Source organism: Phaeobacter sp. (genome assembly GCF_022825805.1).
In the GTDB taxonomy this organism is placed as follows: domain Bacteria; phylum Pseudomonadota; class Alphaproteobacteria; order Rhodobacterales; family Rhodobacteraceae; genus Phaeobacter.
The window spans coordinates 79,073-97,304 of the sequence record NZ_JAJDWC010000020.1; the positions used below are offsets into that span (position 1 = coordinate 79,073).

Here is an 18,232-nt window from a genome sequence, read left to right on the forward strand (position 1 = left end):
CTGACCTAGCTGAACGCCAACGCTGCACAGGTCAGGGCAATGCCCAGGACAACACCAATTGCGCCGGGCAGCAGCATCGCCATTACCGGGTGCCTTCGGCGGTTGCGCCCGTCGCCTTGCTGCGTTTGGGCGATCAACGCCTGTTCCACCAGCGCAGGCAGGCGCGGTCCGAACCGCCCCATGACTTTGGCTGTGCTCATCAGGTCACCTATAACCGCGCGTGGGCCGATGGATTTCTTGATGTAATCCTCGACGACGGGGCGTGCGGTTTCCCAGATGTTGATATGTGGATCAAGCGAGCGGGCAACGCCTTCGACCACAACCATGGTGCGCTGCAGCAGGATCAGCTCTGTGCGTGTTTCCATCCCAAAACGTTCGGTCACCTCAAACAGGTAGTTCAGCAACCGCCCCATCGAGATGTGTGACGCATCCATCCCAAAGATCGGCTCGCCCACGGCGCGCAGGGCACGGGCAAATTCATCCACGTCGCGGTCTGCCGGAACATACCCCGCTTCAAAATGAACCTCGGCGACGCGCTTGTAGTCTCGTTTGATGAACCCAAAAAGGATCTCTGCATAGACCCTGCGGGTGTATTCATCGATATGGCCCATGATGCCAAAATCATAGGCGATGATATCCCCGTTTGCTGCGACCTTCAGATTTCCCTGGTGCATGTCTGCGTGGAAATACCCATCCCGCAACGCGTGGCGCAAAAATAACGACAACACCCGTTGCGCGAGATCCGCGCGATCGTGCCCGGCCTGGTCCAACGCGGCGTTATCGCCCAGCGGGAGCCCATCTGCCCAGCCTAGGGTCATGACCCGGCGAGCCGAATGATTCCACAGGATTTCAGGAAGTTGGAAGCCTTCATCATCCTTTGTGTTGGCGGCAAATTCGGAGGCTGCGGCGCTTTCCAGCCGCAGATCCAACTCCCCTTGAACCACACCGTCGAAATGCTCGATGACATCCATCGGCTTCAACCGTCGTGCGCCCGGTGCAAAAAGATCCGCGATGCGCGCAGCAAAGTAGAACGCATCTACATCTTTGTTGAACGCACGTTCGATACCCGGCCGCAGCACTTTCACGGCCACTTCGCGGCCACTGTCAGCCAAGCGTGCGCGATGCACTTGTGCAATCGAGGCAGCGGCAATCGGTTCGCTGAACTCAGAATAGATCTGTGAAACTGGCTGCCCCAGTTCATGTTCAACTTGCGCAATGGCTTCGTCGCGAGAAAATGGTGGCAGTTTGTCCTGCAGGACGCGTAGCTGCTGGGCCAGATCATCGCCGACAACATCTGGCCGGGTGGAAAGCACCTGGCCGAACTTGACGTAGGCGGGCCCAAGCGCGGTCAGGGCCCGGGTTGCCGGAGGCATCGAGGGGTCACCTTTGTAGCCCAGCCACTTGAACGGCCATCCCAGAGTGCGCGCCAAAATGCGCAGAGGTTTTGGCGCCTCAAACGCATCCAGAACCACGCGCATTGCGCCGGTCCGCTCGAATGTGGCGCCTGTGCGGATCAGGCGAATGATATTATGGGGGCCACGCATGGTTTAGATTTTCCAACCGGAATGCAGGGCTGCGATTCCCAAAGACAGATTGCGATACTTGGCGTTTGCGAACCCGGCATCGCGCACCATGCCAAGAAATGTGCCCTGGTCCGGGAAGTTCCGGATCGATTCGACCAAATATTGATAGCTGTCATAGTCATTGGCGATGACCTTGCCCATGCGCGGGATCACTTTGAAGGAATAGAGGTCGTAGGCTTTCTGCATGGCCGGATTGGGCAGTTGGCTGAACTCCAGAACCATCAATCGCCCGCCTGGCTTCAGCACGCGGAAGGCTTCTTTCAAAGCGTCCTGAGGGCGCGTGACATTCCGAATACCAAACGAGATGGTGTAGACATCAAAGGTGTTGTCTTTGAAGGGCAGCGCCATTGCATCCCCTGTGACCCAATCAAGACTGTCGGCCATCTGCTCCGCTTCGGCGCGTTTGCGGCCTTCCTCCAACATCGGTGCGGTCAGATCCAGCACGGTCGAATGGCCGTATCCCGCGCGCTTCAGGAAGCGAAATGAGATATCACCGGTGCCCCCTGCGACGTCCAACAACTGCTGTCCCGGTCTTGGGGCCAACCAATCCATCATCGCATCTTTCCAGATCCGGTGGATGCCCATGCTCATGACGTCATTCATGACATCGTATTTTGACGCAACGGAGTTGAACACGCCCTGCACGCGGCCCGCTTTCTCCGATTCGGGCACGGTTTCAAATCCAAAATGGGTGGTGTTTTCAGATCTCTGAGTCATGCCGCTTGCCGTTTGTTGTGTATCGCCCCAGTTATAGAGCGCTGAGAGGGCGGCACAATGCGGCCCTTCGCGCCGCCCGTGCGTCCAAATGTCAGGAGTGATGTAATGCCAGAATTGCCCGAGGTCGAGACGGTGCGCCGCGGATTGTCGCCTGCGATGGAAGGGGCGGTGATCACGAAGGCGACAGTGAACCGTCCAGATCTGCGTTGGCCGTTTCCGGAGAGGATGGCAGATCGATTGACCGGGCAGCGGATCAACAGCCTGCGGCGGCGGTCGAAATACATCCTTGCCGACCTGCAAAGTGGGGAAACCCTGCTGATCCATCTGGGCATGTCGGGGCGAATGACCGTGTCAGGCGATCCACTTGGGCAGTTTGCCCATGATCATCCCCAGGCCGAAAAACATGATCATGTGATCTTTGACATGGATAATGGTGCGCGGATCACCTTCAACGATCCGCGCCGGTTCGGTGCGATGGATTTGCTGGATACCGCGACGGCGGATCAACATAAGCTGCTTTCGGTTCTTGGGCCTGAACCGCTCGGCAACGGGTTTCATGAAGCGCATTTGATTGAGGCGTTTCAGGGCAAGAACACACCGGTCAAATCAGCGCTGTTGGATCAGGGAATCATCGCGGGCCTGGGCAACATCTATGTGTGCGAGGCGCTGTTTCGGGCTGGAATATCGCCCAAACGCAAGGCTGGGCAAATCGCCGCGCATCGGGTGGCCAGCTTAGTCCCAATTGTCAAAGATGTGTTGTCAGATGCCATCGCTGCGGGGGGCTCATCCTTGAAGGATTTTCGACAAGCCGATGGCGAGCTTGGATATTTTCAGCACAGCTTCGATGTCTACGGGCGAGAGGGTGAGCCATGTAGGCGCGATGGTTGCAACGGTACCGTTGGCCGGATTGTTCAATCCGGGCGTTCGTCTTTCTACTGTAACAATTGCCAAAGATAGCTTGATCACGGTCGATCCCGTGATAATGAATGTTCCCTGAACGGAACAACCGAAAGCGAAATACCATGGCTTATGAGACGATCAACGTCGATGTGCGGGATCACGTTTGCCTGATAAAACTGAACCGTCCCGAAGCGTTGAACGCGCTCAACTCCGAGCTTTTGACCGAACTCTGCAGCGCGCTGGAAGAGGCCGATGCGAGTGACAAAGTCCGCTGTATTGTTCTGACCGGTTCTGAAAAGGCCTTTGCCGCCGGTGCTGACATCAAAGAGATGTCTGAAAAGAGCTTTGTCGATGTGTTCACATCTAACCTTTTCTCAGACACCAACCACCGCATCACTGCGATCCGCAAGCCCATCATTGCCGCGGTGGCAGGCTATGCGCTCGGTGGCGGTTGTGAGATTGCGATGATGTGTGACTTCATCATTGCGGCGGATACAGCGAAGTTTGGTCAGCCAGAAATCAATCTGGGTGTGATTGCCGGCATGGGCGGCAGCCAACGGTTGACCCGCTTTGTTGGTAAGTCGAAATCCATGGATATGAACCTGACCGGGCGTTTCATGAATGCCGAAGAGGCCGAGCGCGCTGGCTTGGTGTCCCGGGTTGTTCCAGCCAAGAAGCTTTTGGACGAGGCGACCGCGGCGGCACAGAAGATTGCTGAGAAATCGATGCTAACGGCGATGGCGGCAAAGGAAGCGGTCAACCGCAGCTACGAACTCCCCCTCAGCGAGGGCATGCTGTTTGAACGCCGGGTGTTCCACTCGATGTTCGCAACCGAAGACCAAAAAGAAGGCATGGCCGCCTTCCTGGAAAAGCGTGAAGCTCAGTTCCGCGACAAGTGATCCGGGGTTCTGTTCCCGAAGACAACCGTAAGAGGCAGGCAGCACGCCTGCCTTTTTCATTTTCAACCCGCCTAGGTCTGTTTTGGCCTGCCCCGGTTTATCGAGAGATTCGGACAGAAACCGCCCTATCCGCTGCGGGGGGTGTCTGATGGCTTGCAGTTTGGTGGGTTTCCGGGTAAGAGCAGCGCCATACATGCGCGTGCAGCCCGCTTAGGCTAGAATCACACCGGTGGATCTGATCCGGGTTCGGCTGGCATTGCGCCATATTAAAACACGAAACCAAAGTTAGGTCCTACACATGGCAAATTCGCCTCAGGCAAAAAAACGCGCCCGTCAGAACGAAAAGCGTTTTGCTGTCAACAAAGCCCGTCGTTCGCGCATCCGTACCTTCCTCCGCAAAGCTGAAGAAGCCATCGCATCCGGTGACAAAGAAGCGGCCACCGCAGCTGTGCGCGCTGTTCAGCCAGAACTGATGCGTGGTGTGACCAAAGGTGTTTACCACAAAAACACTGCGGCTCGTAAGATGTCCCGCCTCAGCGCACGGGTTAAAGCCCTGGGCTGATTGCATACCTCAAAGGGCGTAGATGATTCCATCTGTACAGATGTGTTTCACGACATCTATCAAGGTAGAAAATATCAAAAGGCGTCGCGTTTGCGGCGCCTTTTGCATTTTGGTCACAACCTGCGCACAGCCATTGGGGCTTGGAGATTCTTTGTCCGCAATCGGTGAGTCAACATCATAGTTTCGTTGATGACGACCCGCCCGAGTTGCTACCACTAATACAGCGATTCACTCGCTGGGGGGACAGGCTGCTCGCGCTAACCTTGATGGGACTCAAGGGCGCAGAAATGCTCCGATGCTATCGGCCATTTGGCTTATGTGGCATGGGGAGCACCCATTGTTGTCGGCACATGCCGAACAGCATGCCTGTCTCAATTGTGTATTGGCATAGGTCGCCACGCGATCCGGACTTTTGCTGTGTCCAGATCTGTTTGTGACCCATAGATAGCCTCCTTTCGGTGGCATCATTGATCTGTCTGCGGGTCAGTGATCACTCCCTTTGTGCGTGAACGCCGTCCGGGCTTGGGGCCGGGCTGGGGTTGAACAAAAGGCCTGGAAAAAAAGGCCGTTACTGGGATGCGTGAGGCGCAGAATGATGGACGAAAACTGGGGTCGGTTGAGGCAGCGTTTGCTCAAGACCGTGGGGCAAAACAATTATACGACTTGGATTGAACCACTGGAATTCACGCATGTTGACAATGGCGTGGCCATTTTCAACGTGCCGACAAATTTCATGGGAAATTATGTCAGTCAGAACTTTTCTGACCTGATCTTGCATGAGTTTAATATCTCTGGCGAAGCGGTTCAGCGGCTGGCCTTCAAGGTTGTGGCAAATGACGTCGCCAAACCTGCCAAAGCCGCGCGGACAACGGCAGATGTGATTGATCACGGCTTTGACGCGGTTGATGAGATGGCCCCGCGTGGTCGCTTTGCTGCTGCGGCGTCAGTAACGAAAAAGGATGCAGGCGATACGCTGCAGACCGCGCCGCTGGATCCGCGGTTTACCTTTGACAGCTTCGTTGTTGGTAAGCCCAACGAGCTGGCCCATGCGGCTGCACGTCGGGTCGCAGAAGGTGGACCCGTCACCTTCAACCCACTTGTGCTGTACGGCGGCGTTGGTCTCGGCAAAACCCACTTGATGCACGCCATCGCCTGGGAACTGACCGAGCGTAACCCAGAGCTGAACGTGCTGTATCTGTCGGCCGAACAGTTCATGTATCGGTTTGTGCAGGCCCTGCGTGAACGCAAAATGATGGATTTCAAACACCTCTTCCGCTCTGTAGATGTGCTGATGGTGGATGACGTACAGTTCATCGCAGGCAAGGACTCGACACAGGAAGAATTCTTCCACACGTTCAACGCTCTGGTCGACCAGAATAAACAGATCATCATTTCCGCCGATCGCGCGCCAGGTGAAATCAAAGACCTCGAAGATCGTGTCAGATCCCGGTTGCAGTGTGGCCTGGTGGTGGATCTGCACCCAACGGACTACGAACTGCGCCTTGGCATCTTGCAGTCCAAAGTGGCGCAGCAAATGCAGACCTATCCGGAGCTGCGGATTGCCGATGGAGTTCTGGAATTCCTAGCGCATCGGATTTCAACCAATGTTCGTGTGCTCGAAGGCGCGCTGACCCGTCTGTTCGCCTTTGCGTCGCTGGTCGGTCGCGAAATCGATATGGAGCTGACGCAAGATTGTCTTGCAGATGTATTGCGTGCATCCGAGCGCAAGATCACCGTCGAAGAGATCCAGCGCAAAGTCTCCGAATACTACAATATTCGCATGTCTGACATCATTGGCCCAAAGCGGCTGCGGTCCTACGCCCGCCCACGGCAGGTGGCGATGTATCTGTGTAAGCAGTTGACCAGCCGCAGCTTGCCGGAAATCGGTCGTCGCTTTGGTGGGCGCGATCACACCACGGTCATGCATGGTGTGCGCCGCATCGAAGAGCTGAAAACCATCGACGGGCAAATCGCCGAAGATGTCGAAATGCTGCGTCGCGCGTTGGAAGCGTAAGGCCAGTAGCAGGCACAGCCGCTTAGACGCGGTTGGCCCTGCGCCTTTGCCAACTGCCTCGTTTTGATACCCTAACAATCCCAATTCTGGCCCCGGTTCTGCCGGGGTCTTTTTTCTTCGATTGGACACCAGACCGGCGAACAGATCACACCGGCTGCGATGCGCCATGTGCGGATATGTTTTGGGCGTTGCGGCAATGCGGCAGAGACACGCTACAGTGTGATAAACGACAGGACCTGGGATCTGCCCTTGACGCTGCGGGTAATCCCTTGGACAAATCCATAAAAAGCCTTGTGCCGAAGGGGTAACACGTTAACTTGCTCCTCCCGGCCAGACGTTAGAGGACTTAGGGACATGAAGATCAGCATCGAACGCGGCACCCTGTTGAAGGCTGTGGCTCAGGCCCAATCTGTGGTCGAGCGCCGCAATACCATTCCGATTCTGGCCAATGTGCTGATTGAAGCCGAAGGCGACACCGCCCAGTTCCGCGCGACGGATCTGGATATCGAAGTGGTCGACAAAGCCGTGGCGCAGGTTGAACGCGCTGGCGCGACAACAGTGGCCGCCACGACATTGCATGAAATCGTTCGCAAACTGCCGGACGGAGCGTTGGTCACCCTCACAGCAGATGCTGCCAGCGGCCGGTTGACCGTCGAAGCGGGTCGCTCCAATTTCTCTCTCGCGACATTGCCGAGAGAGGATTTCCCCGTGATGGCCTCTTCGGAATACCATTCCAACTTCTCGGCCAACGCGGCCATTCTGCGTCGTCTCTTCGACAAATCGAAGTTTGCGATTTCGACGGAAGAAACCCGTTACTATCTGAACGGTGTCTACATGCATGTGGCAGATGCCGTCGAAGGTGGTAAAGCGCTGCGTTGCGTGGCCACCGACGGGCACCGTTTGGCAAGGATTGACTCCAATCTGCCGATGGGCGCCGAAGACATGCCTGGGGTGATTGTGCCGCGCAAAACTGTCGGCGAGCTGCGCAAGTTGCTGGATGATGATGATATGGATATCGCTGTTTCGGTGTCCGAGACCAAAGTGCGCTTTGCCACGCCAAACATCACCCTGACGTCCAAGGTCATTGATGGCACCTTCCCGGACTACACCCGCGTTATCCCAGCTGGCAACACCCGCCGTCTTGAGGTGGATGCGGCAGAATTCGCCCGTGCAGTGGACCGTGTTGCAACGGTTTCGTCTGAACGCTCCCGCGCGGTGAAGCTGCAGTTGGACGAAGACCGCCTGATCCTGTCGGTGAACGCCCCGGATAGTGGCGCGGCAGAAGAAGAACTGGCGGTGGCCTATTCCGATGAACGGTTGGAAATCGGGTTCAATGCAAAGTATCTGCTGGAGATTGCCAATCAGGTCGACCGTGAGAATGCGGTGTTCCTGTTCAATTCGTCCGGCGACCCCACTTTGATGCGCGAAGGCAACGACGAAAGCGCTGTTTATGTCGTGATGCCGATGCGCGTGTGACGCTCTTGATGGCTGCCCAGCCTGCAAAGCAGAAAGTCAGAAGCAGAGTGCAACCTTTGACAATGGAAACCGCCGCATGTTGGCGTTGACGGCTTTGACCCTTTCTCATTTCCGCTCGCATCTGCGGGCGGATTTGCGTTTGGATGGTCGGCCGGTGGCCATCCACGGCTCCAACGGGGCTGGCAAGACCAACATCCTGGAGGCGGTCTCTTTGTTTTCGCCGGGTCGTGGTTTGCGCCGGGCCAGTGCTGCCGATATGGCCAGGCGGCCCGAGGAACTTGGCTGGAAGCTGAAAGCACAGCTGCAGGCGGGTCGACAAAGCTATGAGGTGGAAACTTGGTCAGATGCTGGCAAGGCGCGTCAGGTCAAGATCGACAACAAAGCCTCCAACCAGATTGATTTGGGCCAAATCGGGCGGGTTGTTTGGCTGATCCCGGCGATGGACCGGCTCTGGATCGAAAGCGCCGAGGGCCGCCGCCGGTTTCTGGACCGGATCGTGCTGAGCTTTGAACCCAGCCATGCCGAAGCAACCCTGGCATATGAAAAGGCCATGCGTGAACGCAATCGCTTGCTGAAGGAACAGGTGCGCGATCCTGCCTGGTATCGGGTGCTGGAAAGCCAAATGGCTGAGGCGGGTCACCGCATTCATGCAGCGCGGATCAAAACGGTCGATCAGCTCCGGCTTGCCCAGACGGCGGCTGAAACCACTTTTCCCGCGGCGGAACTTGAACTCATCCAATCTGATGGTGGCTTGCCCGACTCTGCTGAGGATCTGAAAGAGGCCTTTGCAGAGGGTCGGTTTCGCGATCTGGCTGCGGGACGCACGCTGCTTGGGCCGCATCGGACGGATCTGCTGGGCACCTATGCCGCGAAAGGGTTGCCTGCCAAAGACTGTTCCACTGGAGAGCAAAAAGCGCTTTTGGTGTCGTTGATTCTGGCGAATGCCCGCGCTTTGATTGCGGATGGTGGGGCTGCGCCCATCCTGCTGCTGGACGAGGTGTCTGCCCATCTGGACGTGGATCGACGGACCGCGCTTTATCAGGAGATCCTCAGTCTTGGTATTCAGGCTTGGATGACTGGCACCGGACCAGAGTTGTTTGCGGAATTTCACGGCGGCGCCCAGATGGTGTTGGTGCGCGACGGCGATGATGGATCCGAGGTTGTGACGCAATGAGCATTTCGGGCTGGGAATTGTTGCTCTATGCCGGCGGACTGTTTGGGCTCTTTCTGACGCCGGGACCGGTCTGGCTGGCCCTGATGGCACGGGCTATGTCCGGTGGGTTTCACGCGGCATGGCCATTGGCCATCGGTGTGGCGGTTGGTGATATTCTGTGGCCCCTGATTGCGGTTGCCGGGATGTCCTGGGTCGTGTCCGAAGTGGCTGGTCTGATGGAAATCCTGCGCTGGGTGGCCAGCGGTATGTTTGTGCTGATGGGTGTTTTGTTGCTGCGCCATGCGGATGCGCAAATCGAAACCAATAGCGCCCTGACCCGACCGGGTGTTTGGGCTGGCTTTGCCGCTGGTATCGCCGTGATCCTGGGCAATCCAAAGGCGATCCTGTTTTACATGGGAGTATTGCCGGGGTTCTTCGATCTGAATGGGATCAACTGGCTGGATATCGCTGCAATTGTCACCCTGTCGTTCATGGTGCCGCTGGTTGGCAACCTGTGTATGGCGTCCGTGATGCACAGGGTGCGCTGGTATATCACCTCACCGCGGATATTGCGGCGGATCAACATTGTTTCGGCGGTGTTGTTGATCCTGGTTGGTGTTGTCATCCCCTTCGCCTGATAGGTTTTCCCGCTCTGATGGCCATCCTGCCCGCAGGTTTCATGCCGTTTGCGGGGCAAGCCAGGCTGTCAGATAGCTGCTCAACTCTGCACGAAAATCTGTTGGCGCCTCATGCCCGGCGCAAAAAGACAGCGCCAGCACGTGGTTGAGAAAGGCCTGCATTCCTTCCGCAAGCCGATCTGGTGATTGATCACTGCGAAGATGGTTTGTGGCTTGCAGCGCGCCGACCCATTGGGTCCATAATGCAATCTGGCGGAAAAAGCTCTGGGTGATGACCTCATCCATTTCAGGCCCGGTTGTGCCCGAATATCGCAGCAAGAGATCAAAGATCACCCGATCCTCTGCCACAAAGGTTACGATTGGCATCAGACGATCAATCAGTTCATCAAGCGTTGCAGGGGCTGCTCCGGTTTCCGTGCTATCGAGAGTGGCCATGATGCGCGCACCAATCAGAACGGCCAACAGACCGTCTTTGTCACCGAAATGCGAAAACAGCGTTCCTTTGGCGACACCGGCCTCTGATACGACGTCTTCGACGCGCAAGCCGCTATAGCCGACCTGATCAACCTGCCGTGTGGCCACGTCAATGAGACGGGCGCGTGTTTCAAGCCTGCGTTTCTGAGGGGGGCGCGACATGGGACCTCTCAATAAAAATGACCAAGGTCAAAAAATATATTGACCGCGGTCATTTTCGTGATTAATTGACCGTAGTCAGTTTTTAGTATCAGGAGCCCAACATGTCTACCACTACTTCCCGCAAGATCATCATTCTCAACGGCCATCCAGCCCCGACGTCCTTGTCGAAGTCTCTGTGCGAGGCCTATCGCGCCGCCGCCGAATCCCGTGGGCATGAGGTGCGCTACCATGATCTGTCCGCCATGCAGTTCGATCTGGATTTTGGCCAAAGCGGCTACAAGAACGCAAAACCACTGGAGCCCGACCTGGCACGGTTTGCCGATGATTTGGAATGGAGCGATCATGTGGTGCTGGCCACGCCGATGTGGTGGGGGGCGGTTCCCGCAAAGCTGAAGGGCGTGTTCGATCGTGCACTGCTTCCCGGGCGCGCCTTTGATACGCGCAACGTCAATTTCATGGGGCTACCAGCGCCGATGTTAACTGGGAAAACCGCGCGTGTCCTGCTGACCTCGGATACGCCCGCCATCTGGCTGCGGTTGATGTACGGCAACGCCATCAAGCGGTTCATCAGCTCGCAGGTGTTGGGCTTCGTCGGGATCAAACCCACCCGTTTCAGTGCTTTTGCGCCCGCCACGGATGCCCAACCCGCAAAGGTCGATGGCTGGATCAAAAAGGTGGCCAAACTGGGCCTGCAGGCAGCCTGAATCCCCCTGTAAAAAGAAGGGGCTTGCTCGTGACATTCCGGCCCAGACTTCGTATAAAATCCTGAAGCAAAGACAGGAAGATGCGAATGTCCGGAAACGAGCAGGCTCCCGCAGAATATGGCGCGGATTCCATTAAAGTTCTCAAAGGTTTGGAGGCGGTTCGCAAACGTCCCGGCATGTATATTGGGGACACGGACGACGGCTCTGGTCTGCACCACATGGTGTATGAAGTTGTCGACAATGGCATCGACGAAGCGTTGGCTGGTCATGCCGACCGGGTGATGGTGAAAATTCACGCCGATTCCAGCGTCTCTGTCAGCGACAATGGGCGCGGCATTCCGGTTGATATCCATCCAGAAGAGGGCGTCTCTGCTGCAGAGGTCATCATGACCCAGCTGCATGCCGGCGGTAAATTCGACTCGAACTCCTACAAGGTGTCGGGTGGTTTGCATGGTGTCGGCGTATCCGTCGTCAACGCGCTGTCGGATTGGCTGGAACTGCGTATTTGGCGCAACGGCAAAGAACACATTGCCCGGTTTGAGCGCGGTGAGACGGCCAAACACCTGGAGGTCGTAGGCGATTGTGGCGACCAGACCGGAACAGAAGTCCGCTTTCTTGCCTCAACCGACACGTTTTCCAACCTCGAGTATTCGTTTGAAACACTGGAAAAGCGCCTGCGTGAACTGGCGTTCCTCAACTCCGGTGTCCGGATCATTCTTGTGGACGAACGCCCTGCCGAGCGTTTGGAAGCAGAGCTCTACTACGAAGGTGGCGTCAAAGAGTTCGTCAAATATCTGGACCGGTCCAAAACACCAGTCATGGATACGCCTGTCTATATCACCGGCGAGAAGGACGACATTGGCGTCGAAGTCGCGATGTGGTGGAACGACAGTTACCATGAAACTGTTCTGCCCTTCACTAACAACATTCCGCAACGCGATGGCGGCACCCATGTCGCCGGGTTCCGCGGCGCATTGACCCGCACCATCAACAACTACGCCCAATCATCGGGTATCGCGAAAAAAGAGAAGGTGTCTTTCACTGGGGATGATGCCCGTGAAGGTCTGACCTGCGTGTTGTCGGTCAAGGTCCCGGATCCGAAGTTTTCGAGCCAAACAAAGGATAAGCTGGTCTCATCCGAGGTTCGCCCTGTTGTCGAAAGCCTGGTCAACGAAAAGCTGGCAGAGTGGTTCGAAGAGAACCCCAACGAGGCCAAGCAGATTGTTGGTAAGATCATCGAGGCCGCCCTGGCCCGTGAGGCTGCGCGCAAGGCTCGTGAACTGACGCGTCGAAAAACAGCGATGGATGTCAACTACCTCGCTGGTAAGCTGAAAGACTGTTCAGAGAAAGATCCGTCCAAGACCGAAGTTTTCCTGGTGGAGGGCGATTCTGCGGGCGGATCGGCGCAGACCGGCCGTGATCGAATGACACAGGCCATCCTGCCGCTGCGTGGTAAAATCCTCAACGTCGAGCGTGCGCGTTTTGATCGGATGTTGTCGAGCCAGGAAATCGGCAATCTGGTGATGGCGCTGGGGACCGGGATCGGCCGCGATGAATTCAACATCGACAAGCTGCGTTATCATAAGATCGTCATCATGACCGACGCTGACGTGGACGGTGCGCACATCCGGACGTTGCTGCTGACCTTCTTCTACCGTCAGATGCCAGAGCTGATCGAAGGCGGTTACCTCTATATTGCGCAGCCGCCGCTCTACAAAGTGTCCCGTGGCAAGTCGGAAGTGTATCTTAAGGACCAGGCTGCGCTTGATGACTATCTGGTCAACCAAGGTGTTGATGGCGCTGTCCTTAAATTGGGCAGCGGTGAGGAGCTGACCGGTCAGGATCTCATCCGGGTCGTCGATGAGGCCCGCCAGCTGAAACGCGTTCTGGATGCCTTCCCCACCCACTACCCGCGCCACATTCTGGAACAGGCTGCGATCGCAGGAGCCTTTGTCCCGGGTGCGGTTGATGCCAATCTGCAGGGCGTCGCGGATAAGGTGGCTGCGCGGCTCGATGCCATCGCGCTTGAATACGAACGCGGATGGAGCGGCCGGATCACGCAGGATCACGGCATCCGCCTGTCCAGAATTTTGCGTGGCGTGGAAGAGCTGAGAACGTTGGATGGTCCGATGTTGCGATCCGGCGAAGCGCGCAAAACCGGTAGTTTTACCAGCAGCTTGCAGGAAGTGTACAATTCTACAGCAGCGCTGATGCGCCGAGATCGCAGCCAGGTGATCCACGGGCCAATCGGTTTGTTGACCGCGATCCTGGAAGAAGGTGAAAAAGGCCTGTCGTTGCAGCGCTACAAAGGCCTTGGCGAGATGAACCCCGACCAGCTCTGGGAAACCACCCTCGACCCAGATGCGCGCACGCTGTTGCAAGTCCGTGTCGAAGATATGGTCGAGGCGGATGATCTCTTTACCAAACTGATGGGTGACGTCGTCGAACCACGCCGCGAGTTCATTCAGAAAAACGCCCTCAGCGTCGAAAACCTCGATTTCTAACGGCTGTAGGGATCCCCATAGCACCGCGGATGCCCCACAGTTTTGCGGTATCCGCCCATAGTTCTGCGGGTTGAGTGGTTGGTTTTGAACGGGCGGCTCGGCGTTGGCGTGTCTTCATTACGTCGGCCATCCTGCCTTGCAGGCATGTCTGTTCCAATCGAAAAGTCGCTACAGGGAAGCCAGTTGACAACTACCTGTTAGCATATCGCCCGCTTTTCTCCACGGGATGCAAGCTCGGTGTAAGGTTGGACCGGCGCTTGAGGAAAACAAAAATCGCCCAAGAGCGTCTTTGCGAACTCAATCGGCCCGCAATTGCTCGCAGATTTTGCACTCTGCGGAGAAGAAGTGGACTGCTTCATAAAAGGTGTCTCTGGTCCGGTACCACTTATGGCCAGGGGTGGCGCCGAACTTACCGGCTGGAGGCACGAATGCGTGGCGTACTGCTACAGGGAGTCGCTGCTCAAGTCGTCTCAAGAGCGTCGAGGCGATGCGGATACATATTTCGCCCGGCACCAGGATCTGGTCGAATTTCAGAAGAGGTTCGTTGTTGTCTCGGACCTAGCGCGTGAACTCGGGTCACTTTCCAAACACATCATTTCTCGAGCTGTAGGCAGCGAGGCACCGACGACAGGTAGCAAGGTGTCTGGCTCAGCTTCAAGATGTCACTTGCTCGAGATTTCGGTCCTGGTTTCCTGATGTGGGCTTTCTATCGGGGTGCGGTGCAATACTCAGGATCGTTGCTTGCACAAGCCTCGGCTGTTCGGCACTGCAAGAGTATTACCAACGGTCAGGGGAGGATCAAATCCTGATCTGGTCTATCTGAATATCACAGTCACTTAGGAAACGTCGTCATCGCAATTCTTCAACAGGTATTTCTTGATGCGGGTATATCCGTATCCGATATGGATCCGCTGCACGTAGCCCACAGCTTGAATGTCCTGTTCAGCCATAGCCGTTTCAAGATCTACAAGTTCGGCAACCAGAGCATCACCCACTTCAGGTCCAGCGCAGTCAACAACCCGGTGCCAGGTGCTGGCCGCTTGATAGTAGGCCTGGGTCCAAAATGAGCGTAGGACCGAGTTGCCGATCAGATCGCTGATCAGCGTGTTGAGCTGATCGTTGACGCTGACATACTGCCTGGAGTCGACTTGGCCGCCGAGCTGATGGGCCTGCTGCAGTAGATCCCGGGTGCGGTCTAAGTGGCTCTCTTCGATCTGCGCTGGCGTGGTTGCGCCGATCAACGTGGCCAAGTGCAGCCGTATTTCATAGACCTGCGCAATCTTCTCAGGCGGGAGCTCCATCACTACGTTGCCGACGCCGTTGATTGTCTCGACGAGACCTAAGTGATTGATTCTACTGATGGCATCTCGCACGGGAGTGCGGCTGACACCAAACTCTTCGGCCAGTTCTGCTTCCTTCAGCCGATCGCCGGGGGTGTATTCAAGGAAGCAAATCCGCTTGAGGATGAGACGCTGAATGTCCTCAACACCAGGTTTGCGATCGCTCCAAACGGGCGGTGTCGATTGTGTGACATCTGCAGACAAGGCGCCCCTCCAATTCCCGAACATCGTTGCATTTTGCAGTATTAGCAAGGCTGTGTGCAGCACAGAAGTGTCGATTTTAGCAAGCTCGAAACAGCCATCCGTTTCTTCGATGCCGTTCCGCAGCTCGACTAGCTGAAAGACGTGCTACAGCACTGCTTGGATTGAGTAAATTACTCTCGATTTTTTCCTCCGTGGCAAGAGACGGAAACCCCATTTTGCGCCTGCCAATAACGCCCTTGGTTAAGCAATCTTACGCCTAAAAATTACCGATGGTGCATGCAGCATGGCGAAATAAAGCGGTTTTGACGCAGTGAATTCTATGTTGACGCAACACCTGTATACAGCTTAGCAAGCTGGTCAGGCCGAAAATTCGATTCGAGCCGCGACTGAAACACGAACAGGGAGGAAACCTTCGTGGGGATCGCAACATTTTTCAAAGCGGGTGCCGCCGCTGCAGGCGTCCTGGTGGCTTCGCTGCCGACTGCGCAGGCAGAAGAGATTATTCTCGGTCACGTGATGGACACCCAGCACATCTTTCACCAAGTCTCCGAGCGCTTTTCGGCGCGGCTGGATGAATTGTCTGGCGGTGAAATGACCGTTAACTACCACCCCGGAGGAGATCTTGGCGACTGGACTTCAATCGTAGAACAGGTGTCGCAGGGCGCGGTTCAGATGACCATGTCCTGGAACCACTCGGAACTGGACCCGCGCTGGGATGTCTCCGTCCTGGGCTATGTCGCCAGTGACTGGGAAACTGGGCGCGAGATTTACGGCCCCGGTTCGGTGATGAACGGGGTTTATGACGGCATCATGAATGATCTGGGTATGGTGCTCTTGGGAACCATTCCGACCGACTTCACCGGTTTCGTAGTACGTAAGGGTGTCGAGGTGCCCACCAGCTTCCCCGACGAGGCGCAGGGCTTCAAGATGCGGGTGCCCGGTATGCCGATGGCGATCGAGCGCTACAAGGCGACTGGATTTGCACCAGTACCTATGGCTTTCAGTGAGGTGCATACAGCCCTGCAAACCGGTGCGATCGACGGCCGCGCGTATTCGCCGCCTTCGGAAGTGCTGCTGTTCAAGGATGTGGTCAGTGCCTACGTCTTCACCCGCGAGAATTTTGAACACACTTTCTGGACAGCCAACAAACGATGGTTCGAAGGCCTGAGCGAAGAACAGCAGGGCTGGATCCGCTCCGCTGCTGATGAGGCGGTAACCTGGGCCTGGGAAAACGCCGAAGCCGAAAGCCCCAAGTGGTTTGATCAGATGAGAGAAGCCGGTATCGAGGTGGTCGAACTGACGCCCGCACAGTTGGACGCGTATCGTCAGCAGGTGACCGCAGTCGAATACCCTTACATGGAGCAGATCATCGGTACCGAAGTGATGGGTCAGATCAAGGCTGCTGCCGGCGGCAAGTGATTCATCCCCGTCTGCGCCCGCCTCTCCCCCGGGCGCAGACCCATTTCATGCATTGACCAGGGAGTGGCACGCATGACCAAAGAGCTTCTGCATACCGACAGTCTGGACAATCTCCTGACCCCAGAGCCAATCATCCCAGCAGGCGGAGACCCGGCGGCGCCGGTTTATCGCGACCTTGGCGGGCTTTATTTCATTGAGGACAAATTGGCCCTGCTGATGCGGGTCGTGCTGTCCGTCGCTATGATTGCACTCGGGCTGCTGATGGCAGCACAAGTTTTCATGCGCTATGCGATCGCTTCGCCCTTTTTGGGGATCGAGGAACTGGCCCCGATGCTGGCCCTGTGGATCTACTTCATCGGCATGGCATACTGCACTCGCGAGCGCGACCATATCGAAGGCGGCGTGCTGACCCTGCTTACGCAGAACCGCAAGACCCTGCTGTCAGTGCGCTTATTCGGCACTCTGTGCTGTCTGGTCACGGTGGTGGTTTTTGCCTGGTTTGCCTGGGATTTCGCCGCCTATAACCTCTCTCTGAACCGCAAGAGCACCTACATGCGGCTGCCCAAATACATTTGGGACTTCAGCATGGTGAGCGGGTTCGTACTGATGATCTGCTACCTCGTTTTGCAAGCCTTCCTCGAAGCGCGTGCGCTATTGACTGGAAAAGGTGGAGATTGATCCAATGACTGTATTCTTCATCGCCTTCTTGGTTATCGTTGTTCTTCTCTTGATTGAGGTGCCGGTTGGCTTTGCTTTTGGTGCCGGAGCCTTGGTCTATGGGCTGATGTCGGGCACAAACATCTCGTTTCATGCCGGCTTTGGTTATTCACAGGTTAGCGCTTTCTCGCTGTTGGCGATCCCGCTCTTTATCCTGTCGGGCACGCTGATGGGCGCCTCGGGCATCTCCGAGCGTCTCCTGAACTTCGTCAACACGTTTGTAGGACGGACAAAGGGTGGCTTAGGTGCTGTCACTGTGATCACCTGCGCTTTGTTCGGCGCCATCTCCGGCAGTGCCTCGGCAGCGATCGCCGCTATCGGCAAGATCATGGTGCCGCGCATGATCAAAGAAGGTTATCCTCCGGGTCATGCCACTGCCTTGGTGGCCGTCTCTTCGGTGCTGGCGCTGATGATCCCGCCGTCGATCCCGATGATCGTCTTTGCCATCGCTATTCGTGAAAGCGTCGCCAAAGCCTTTTTGGCCACCATGGGGCCCGGCATCCTGTTGGCGCTGACGTATTGCATCCTGAATTTCGTCTTCTTGCGCAGGAATACAACCATCACCGTTGCGCCGAAAATCCCTCTGGTCGAGGTTGCCAAGGAAGCCATGGATACCGGTAAAAAGGCTAGGCAGCACACCTATAAATTCCTTATCATTCGTATTGGCTTGTGCTTCATTTCCAGCAAAACAACATGCTGGGGTGTGAAAATGGCGCGTTCGGACATGAGCGATCTGGAGTGGGAGTTCATCAAGGCAGTCTTGCCC

The 18,232-nt window shown here is 56.4% G+C and carries 16 protein-coding genes; 12 read left to right on the top strand and 4 right to left on the bottom strand.

Annotated elements, in window-relative coordinates:
• Positions 1–5: 5 nt before the first annotated feature.
• Together ubiB and ubiE are read right to left on the bottom strand one after the other, a co-directional pair.
• A complete protein-coding gene (ubiB, locus tag Q0C28_RS01895; protein ID WP_293572953.1) occupies positions 6–1,544 on the bottom strand; it encodes a 2-polyprenylphenol 6-hydroxylase in 1,539 nt (512 codons plus the stop codon).
• 3 nt (positions 1,545–1,547) lie between these two features.
• On the bottom strand, positions 1,548–2,300 hold the full coding sequence (gene ubiE, locus Q0C28_RS01900) for a bifunctional demethylmenaquinone methyltransferase/2-methoxy-6-polyprenyl-1,4-benzoquinol methylase UbiE (protein ID WP_293572954.1): 753 nt from the start codon (positions 2,298–2,300) through the stop codon (positions 1,548–1,550).
• A 105-nt stretch (positions 2,301–2,405) separates the two neighbouring features.
• Here ubiE and mutM point away from each other — a divergent pair, with 105 nt between their 5' ends.
• The 7 genes from mutM to Q0C28_RS01935 all read left to right on the top strand — a co-directional run bounded on the left by mutM (position 2,406) and on the right by Q0C28_RS01935 (position 9,942).
• Entirely contained in the window at positions 2,406–3,257 is an 852-nt protein-coding gene (gene mutM / locus Q0C28_RS01905; RefSeq protein WP_293572955.1) for a bifunctional DNA-formamidopyrimidine glycosylase/DNA-(apurinic or apyrimidinic site) lyase, read from the top strand.
• A 65-nt stretch (positions 3,258–3,322) separates the two neighbouring features.
• On the top strand, positions 3,323–4,099 hold the full coding sequence (locus tag Q0C28_RS01910) for an enoyl-CoA hydratase (RefSeq protein ID WP_293572956.1): 777 nt from the start codon (positions 3,323–3,325) through the stop codon (positions 4,097–4,099).
• A 298-nt stretch (positions 4,100–4,397) separates the two neighbouring features.
• Positions 4,398–4,661, top strand: a complete 264-nt coding sequence (rpsT, locus tag Q0C28_RS01915) for a 30S ribosomal protein S20 (protein WP_293572957.1) — start codon at positions 4,398–4,400, stop codon at positions 4,659–4,661.
• 592 nt (positions 4,662–5,253) lie between these two features.
• Positions 5,254–6,675, top strand: coding sequence for a chromosomal replication initiator protein DnaA (gene dnaA, locus Q0C28_RS01920; protein WP_293572958.1), 1,422 nt, complete (start codon positions 5,254–5,256; stop codon positions 6,673–6,675).
• 354 nt (positions 6,676–7,029) lie between these two features.
• Positions 7,030–8,151 (top strand): DNA polymerase III subunit beta, encoded by a 1,122-nt coding sequence (dnaN, locus tag Q0C28_RS01925; RefSeq protein ID WP_293572959.1) that lies wholly within the window; start codon positions 7,030–7,032, stop codon positions 8,149–8,151.
• Between the two features lie 76 nt (positions 8,152–8,227).
• Complete coding sequence (recF, locus tag Q0C28_RS01930) at positions 8,228–9,325, top strand: DNA replication/repair protein RecF (RefSeq protein ID WP_293572960.1); 1,098 nt, start codon at positions 8,228–8,230, stop codon at positions 9,323–9,325.
• Positions 9,322–9,942, top strand: coding sequence for a LysE family translocator (locus Q0C28_RS01935; RefSeq protein ID WP_293572961.1), 621 nt, complete (start codon positions 9,322–9,324; stop codon positions 9,940–9,942). Before recF ends, Q0C28_RS01935 begins: the two co-directional genes overlap by 4 nt.
• Before the next feature lie 39 nt (positions 9,943–9,981).
• Here Q0C28_RS01935 and Q0C28_RS01940 read toward each other — a convergent pair whose 3' ends face one another.
• Positions 9,982–10,578, bottom strand: coding sequence for a TetR/AcrR family transcriptional regulator (locus Q0C28_RS01940; protein WP_293572962.1), 597 nt, complete (start codon positions 10,576–10,578; stop codon positions 9,982–9,984).
• Between the two features lie 101 nt (positions 10,579–10,679).
• Between Q0C28_RS01940 and Q0C28_RS01945 the strand changes: the two genes are divergently transcribed.
• Both Q0C28_RS01945 and gyrB read left to right on the top strand, forming a co-directional pair.
• A complete protein-coding gene (locus tag Q0C28_RS01945) occupies positions 10,680–11,282 on the top strand; it encodes an NAD(P)H-dependent oxidoreductase (RefSeq protein WP_293572963.1) in 603 nt (200 codons plus the stop codon).
• A gap of 86 nt (positions 11,283–11,368) precedes the next feature.
• Entirely contained in the window at positions 11,369–13,786 is a 2,418-nt protein-coding gene (gene gyrB, locus Q0C28_RS01950) for a DNA topoisomerase (ATP-hydrolyzing) subunit B (protein WP_293572964.1), read from the top strand.
• Between the two features lie 836 nt (positions 13,787–14,622).
• On the opposite strand, the gene Q0C28_RS01955 is transcribed toward gyrB, so the two are convergent.
• Positions 14,623–15,330, bottom strand: a complete 708-nt coding sequence (locus tag Q0C28_RS01955; RefSeq protein WP_293572965.1) for a GntR family transcriptional regulator — start codon at positions 15,328–15,330, stop codon at positions 14,623–14,625.
• Between the two features lie 414 nt (positions 15,331–15,744).
• On the opposite strand from Q0C28_RS01955, the gene dctP reads away from it, so the two are divergent.
• The 3 genes from dctP to Q0C28_RS01970 form a co-directional block, all read left to right on the top strand.
• Positions 15,745–16,749 (top strand): TRAP transporter substrate-binding protein DctP, encoded by a 1,005-nt coding sequence (gene dctP / locus Q0C28_RS01960; RefSeq protein WP_293572966.1) that lies wholly within the window; start codon positions 15,745–15,747, stop codon positions 16,747–16,749.
• A gap of 72 nt (positions 16,750–16,821) precedes the next feature.
• Positions 16,822–17,427: a TRAP transporter small permease gene (locus Q0C28_RS01965; protein ID WP_293572967.1), complete on the top strand. Its 606-nt coding sequence runs from the start codon at positions 16,822–16,824 to the stop codon at positions 17,425–17,427.
• Positions 17,417–18,232: TRAP transporter large permease subunit (locus Q0C28_RS01970; RefSeq protein WP_293572968.1), on the top strand; the 816-nt coding region annotated here is incomplete at its 3' end. The genes Q0C28_RS01965 and Q0C28_RS01970, both read left to right, overlap by 11 nt.

Bases quoted from the DNA above. Each gene is read 5' to 3' on its own strand.
- Q0C28_RS01935 (WP_293572961.1), top strand. From the start codon at position 9,322: ATGAGCATTTCGGGCTGGGAATTGTTGCTCTATGCCGGCGGACTGTTT.
- ubiE (WP_293572954.1), bottom strand. From the start codon at position 2,300: ATGACTCAGAGATCTGAAAACACCACCCATTTTGGATTTGAAACCGTG.
- Q0C28_RS01945 (WP_293572963.1), top strand. From the start codon at position 10,680: ATGTCTACCACTACTTCCCGCAAGATCATCATTCTCAACGGCCATCCA.
- rpsT (WP_293572957.1), top strand. From the start codon at position 4,398: ATGGCAAATTCGCCTCAGGCAAAAAAACGCGCCCGTCAGAACGAAAAG.
- Q0C28_RS01965 (WP_293572967.1), top strand. From the start codon at position 16,822: ATGACCAAAGAGCTTCTGCATACCGACAGTCTGGACAATCTCCTGACC.
- gyrB (WP_293572964.1), top strand. From the start codon at position 11,369: ATGTCCGGAAACGAGCAGGCTCCCGCAGAATATGGCGCGGATTCCATT.
- dnaN (WP_293572959.1), top strand. From the start codon at position 7,030: ATGAAGATCAGCATCGAACGCGGCACCCTGTTGAAGGCTGTGGCTCAG.
- Q0C28_RS01940 (WP_293572962.1), bottom strand. From the start codon at position 10,578: ATGTCGCGCCCCCCTCAGAAACGCAGGCTTGAAACACGCGCCCGTCTC.
- recF (WP_293572960.1), top strand. From the start codon at position 8,228: ATGTTGGCGTTGACGGCTTTGACCCTTTCTCATTTCCGCTCGCATCTG.
- Q0C28_RS01910 (WP_293572956.1), top strand. From the start codon at position 3,323: ATGGCTTATGAGACGATCAACGTCGATGTGCGGGATCACGTTTGCCTG.
- dnaA (WP_293572958.1), top strand. From the start codon at position 5,254: ATGATGGACGAAAACTGGGGTCGGTTGAGGCAGCGTTTGCTCAAGACC.
- ubiB (WP_293572953.1), bottom strand. From the start codon at position 1,544: ATGCGTGGCCCCCATAATATCATTCGCCTGATCCGCACAGGCGCCACA.
- mutM (WP_293572955.1), top strand. From the start codon at position 2,406: ATGCCAGAATTGCCCGAGGTCGAGACGGTGCGCCGCGGATTGTCGCCT.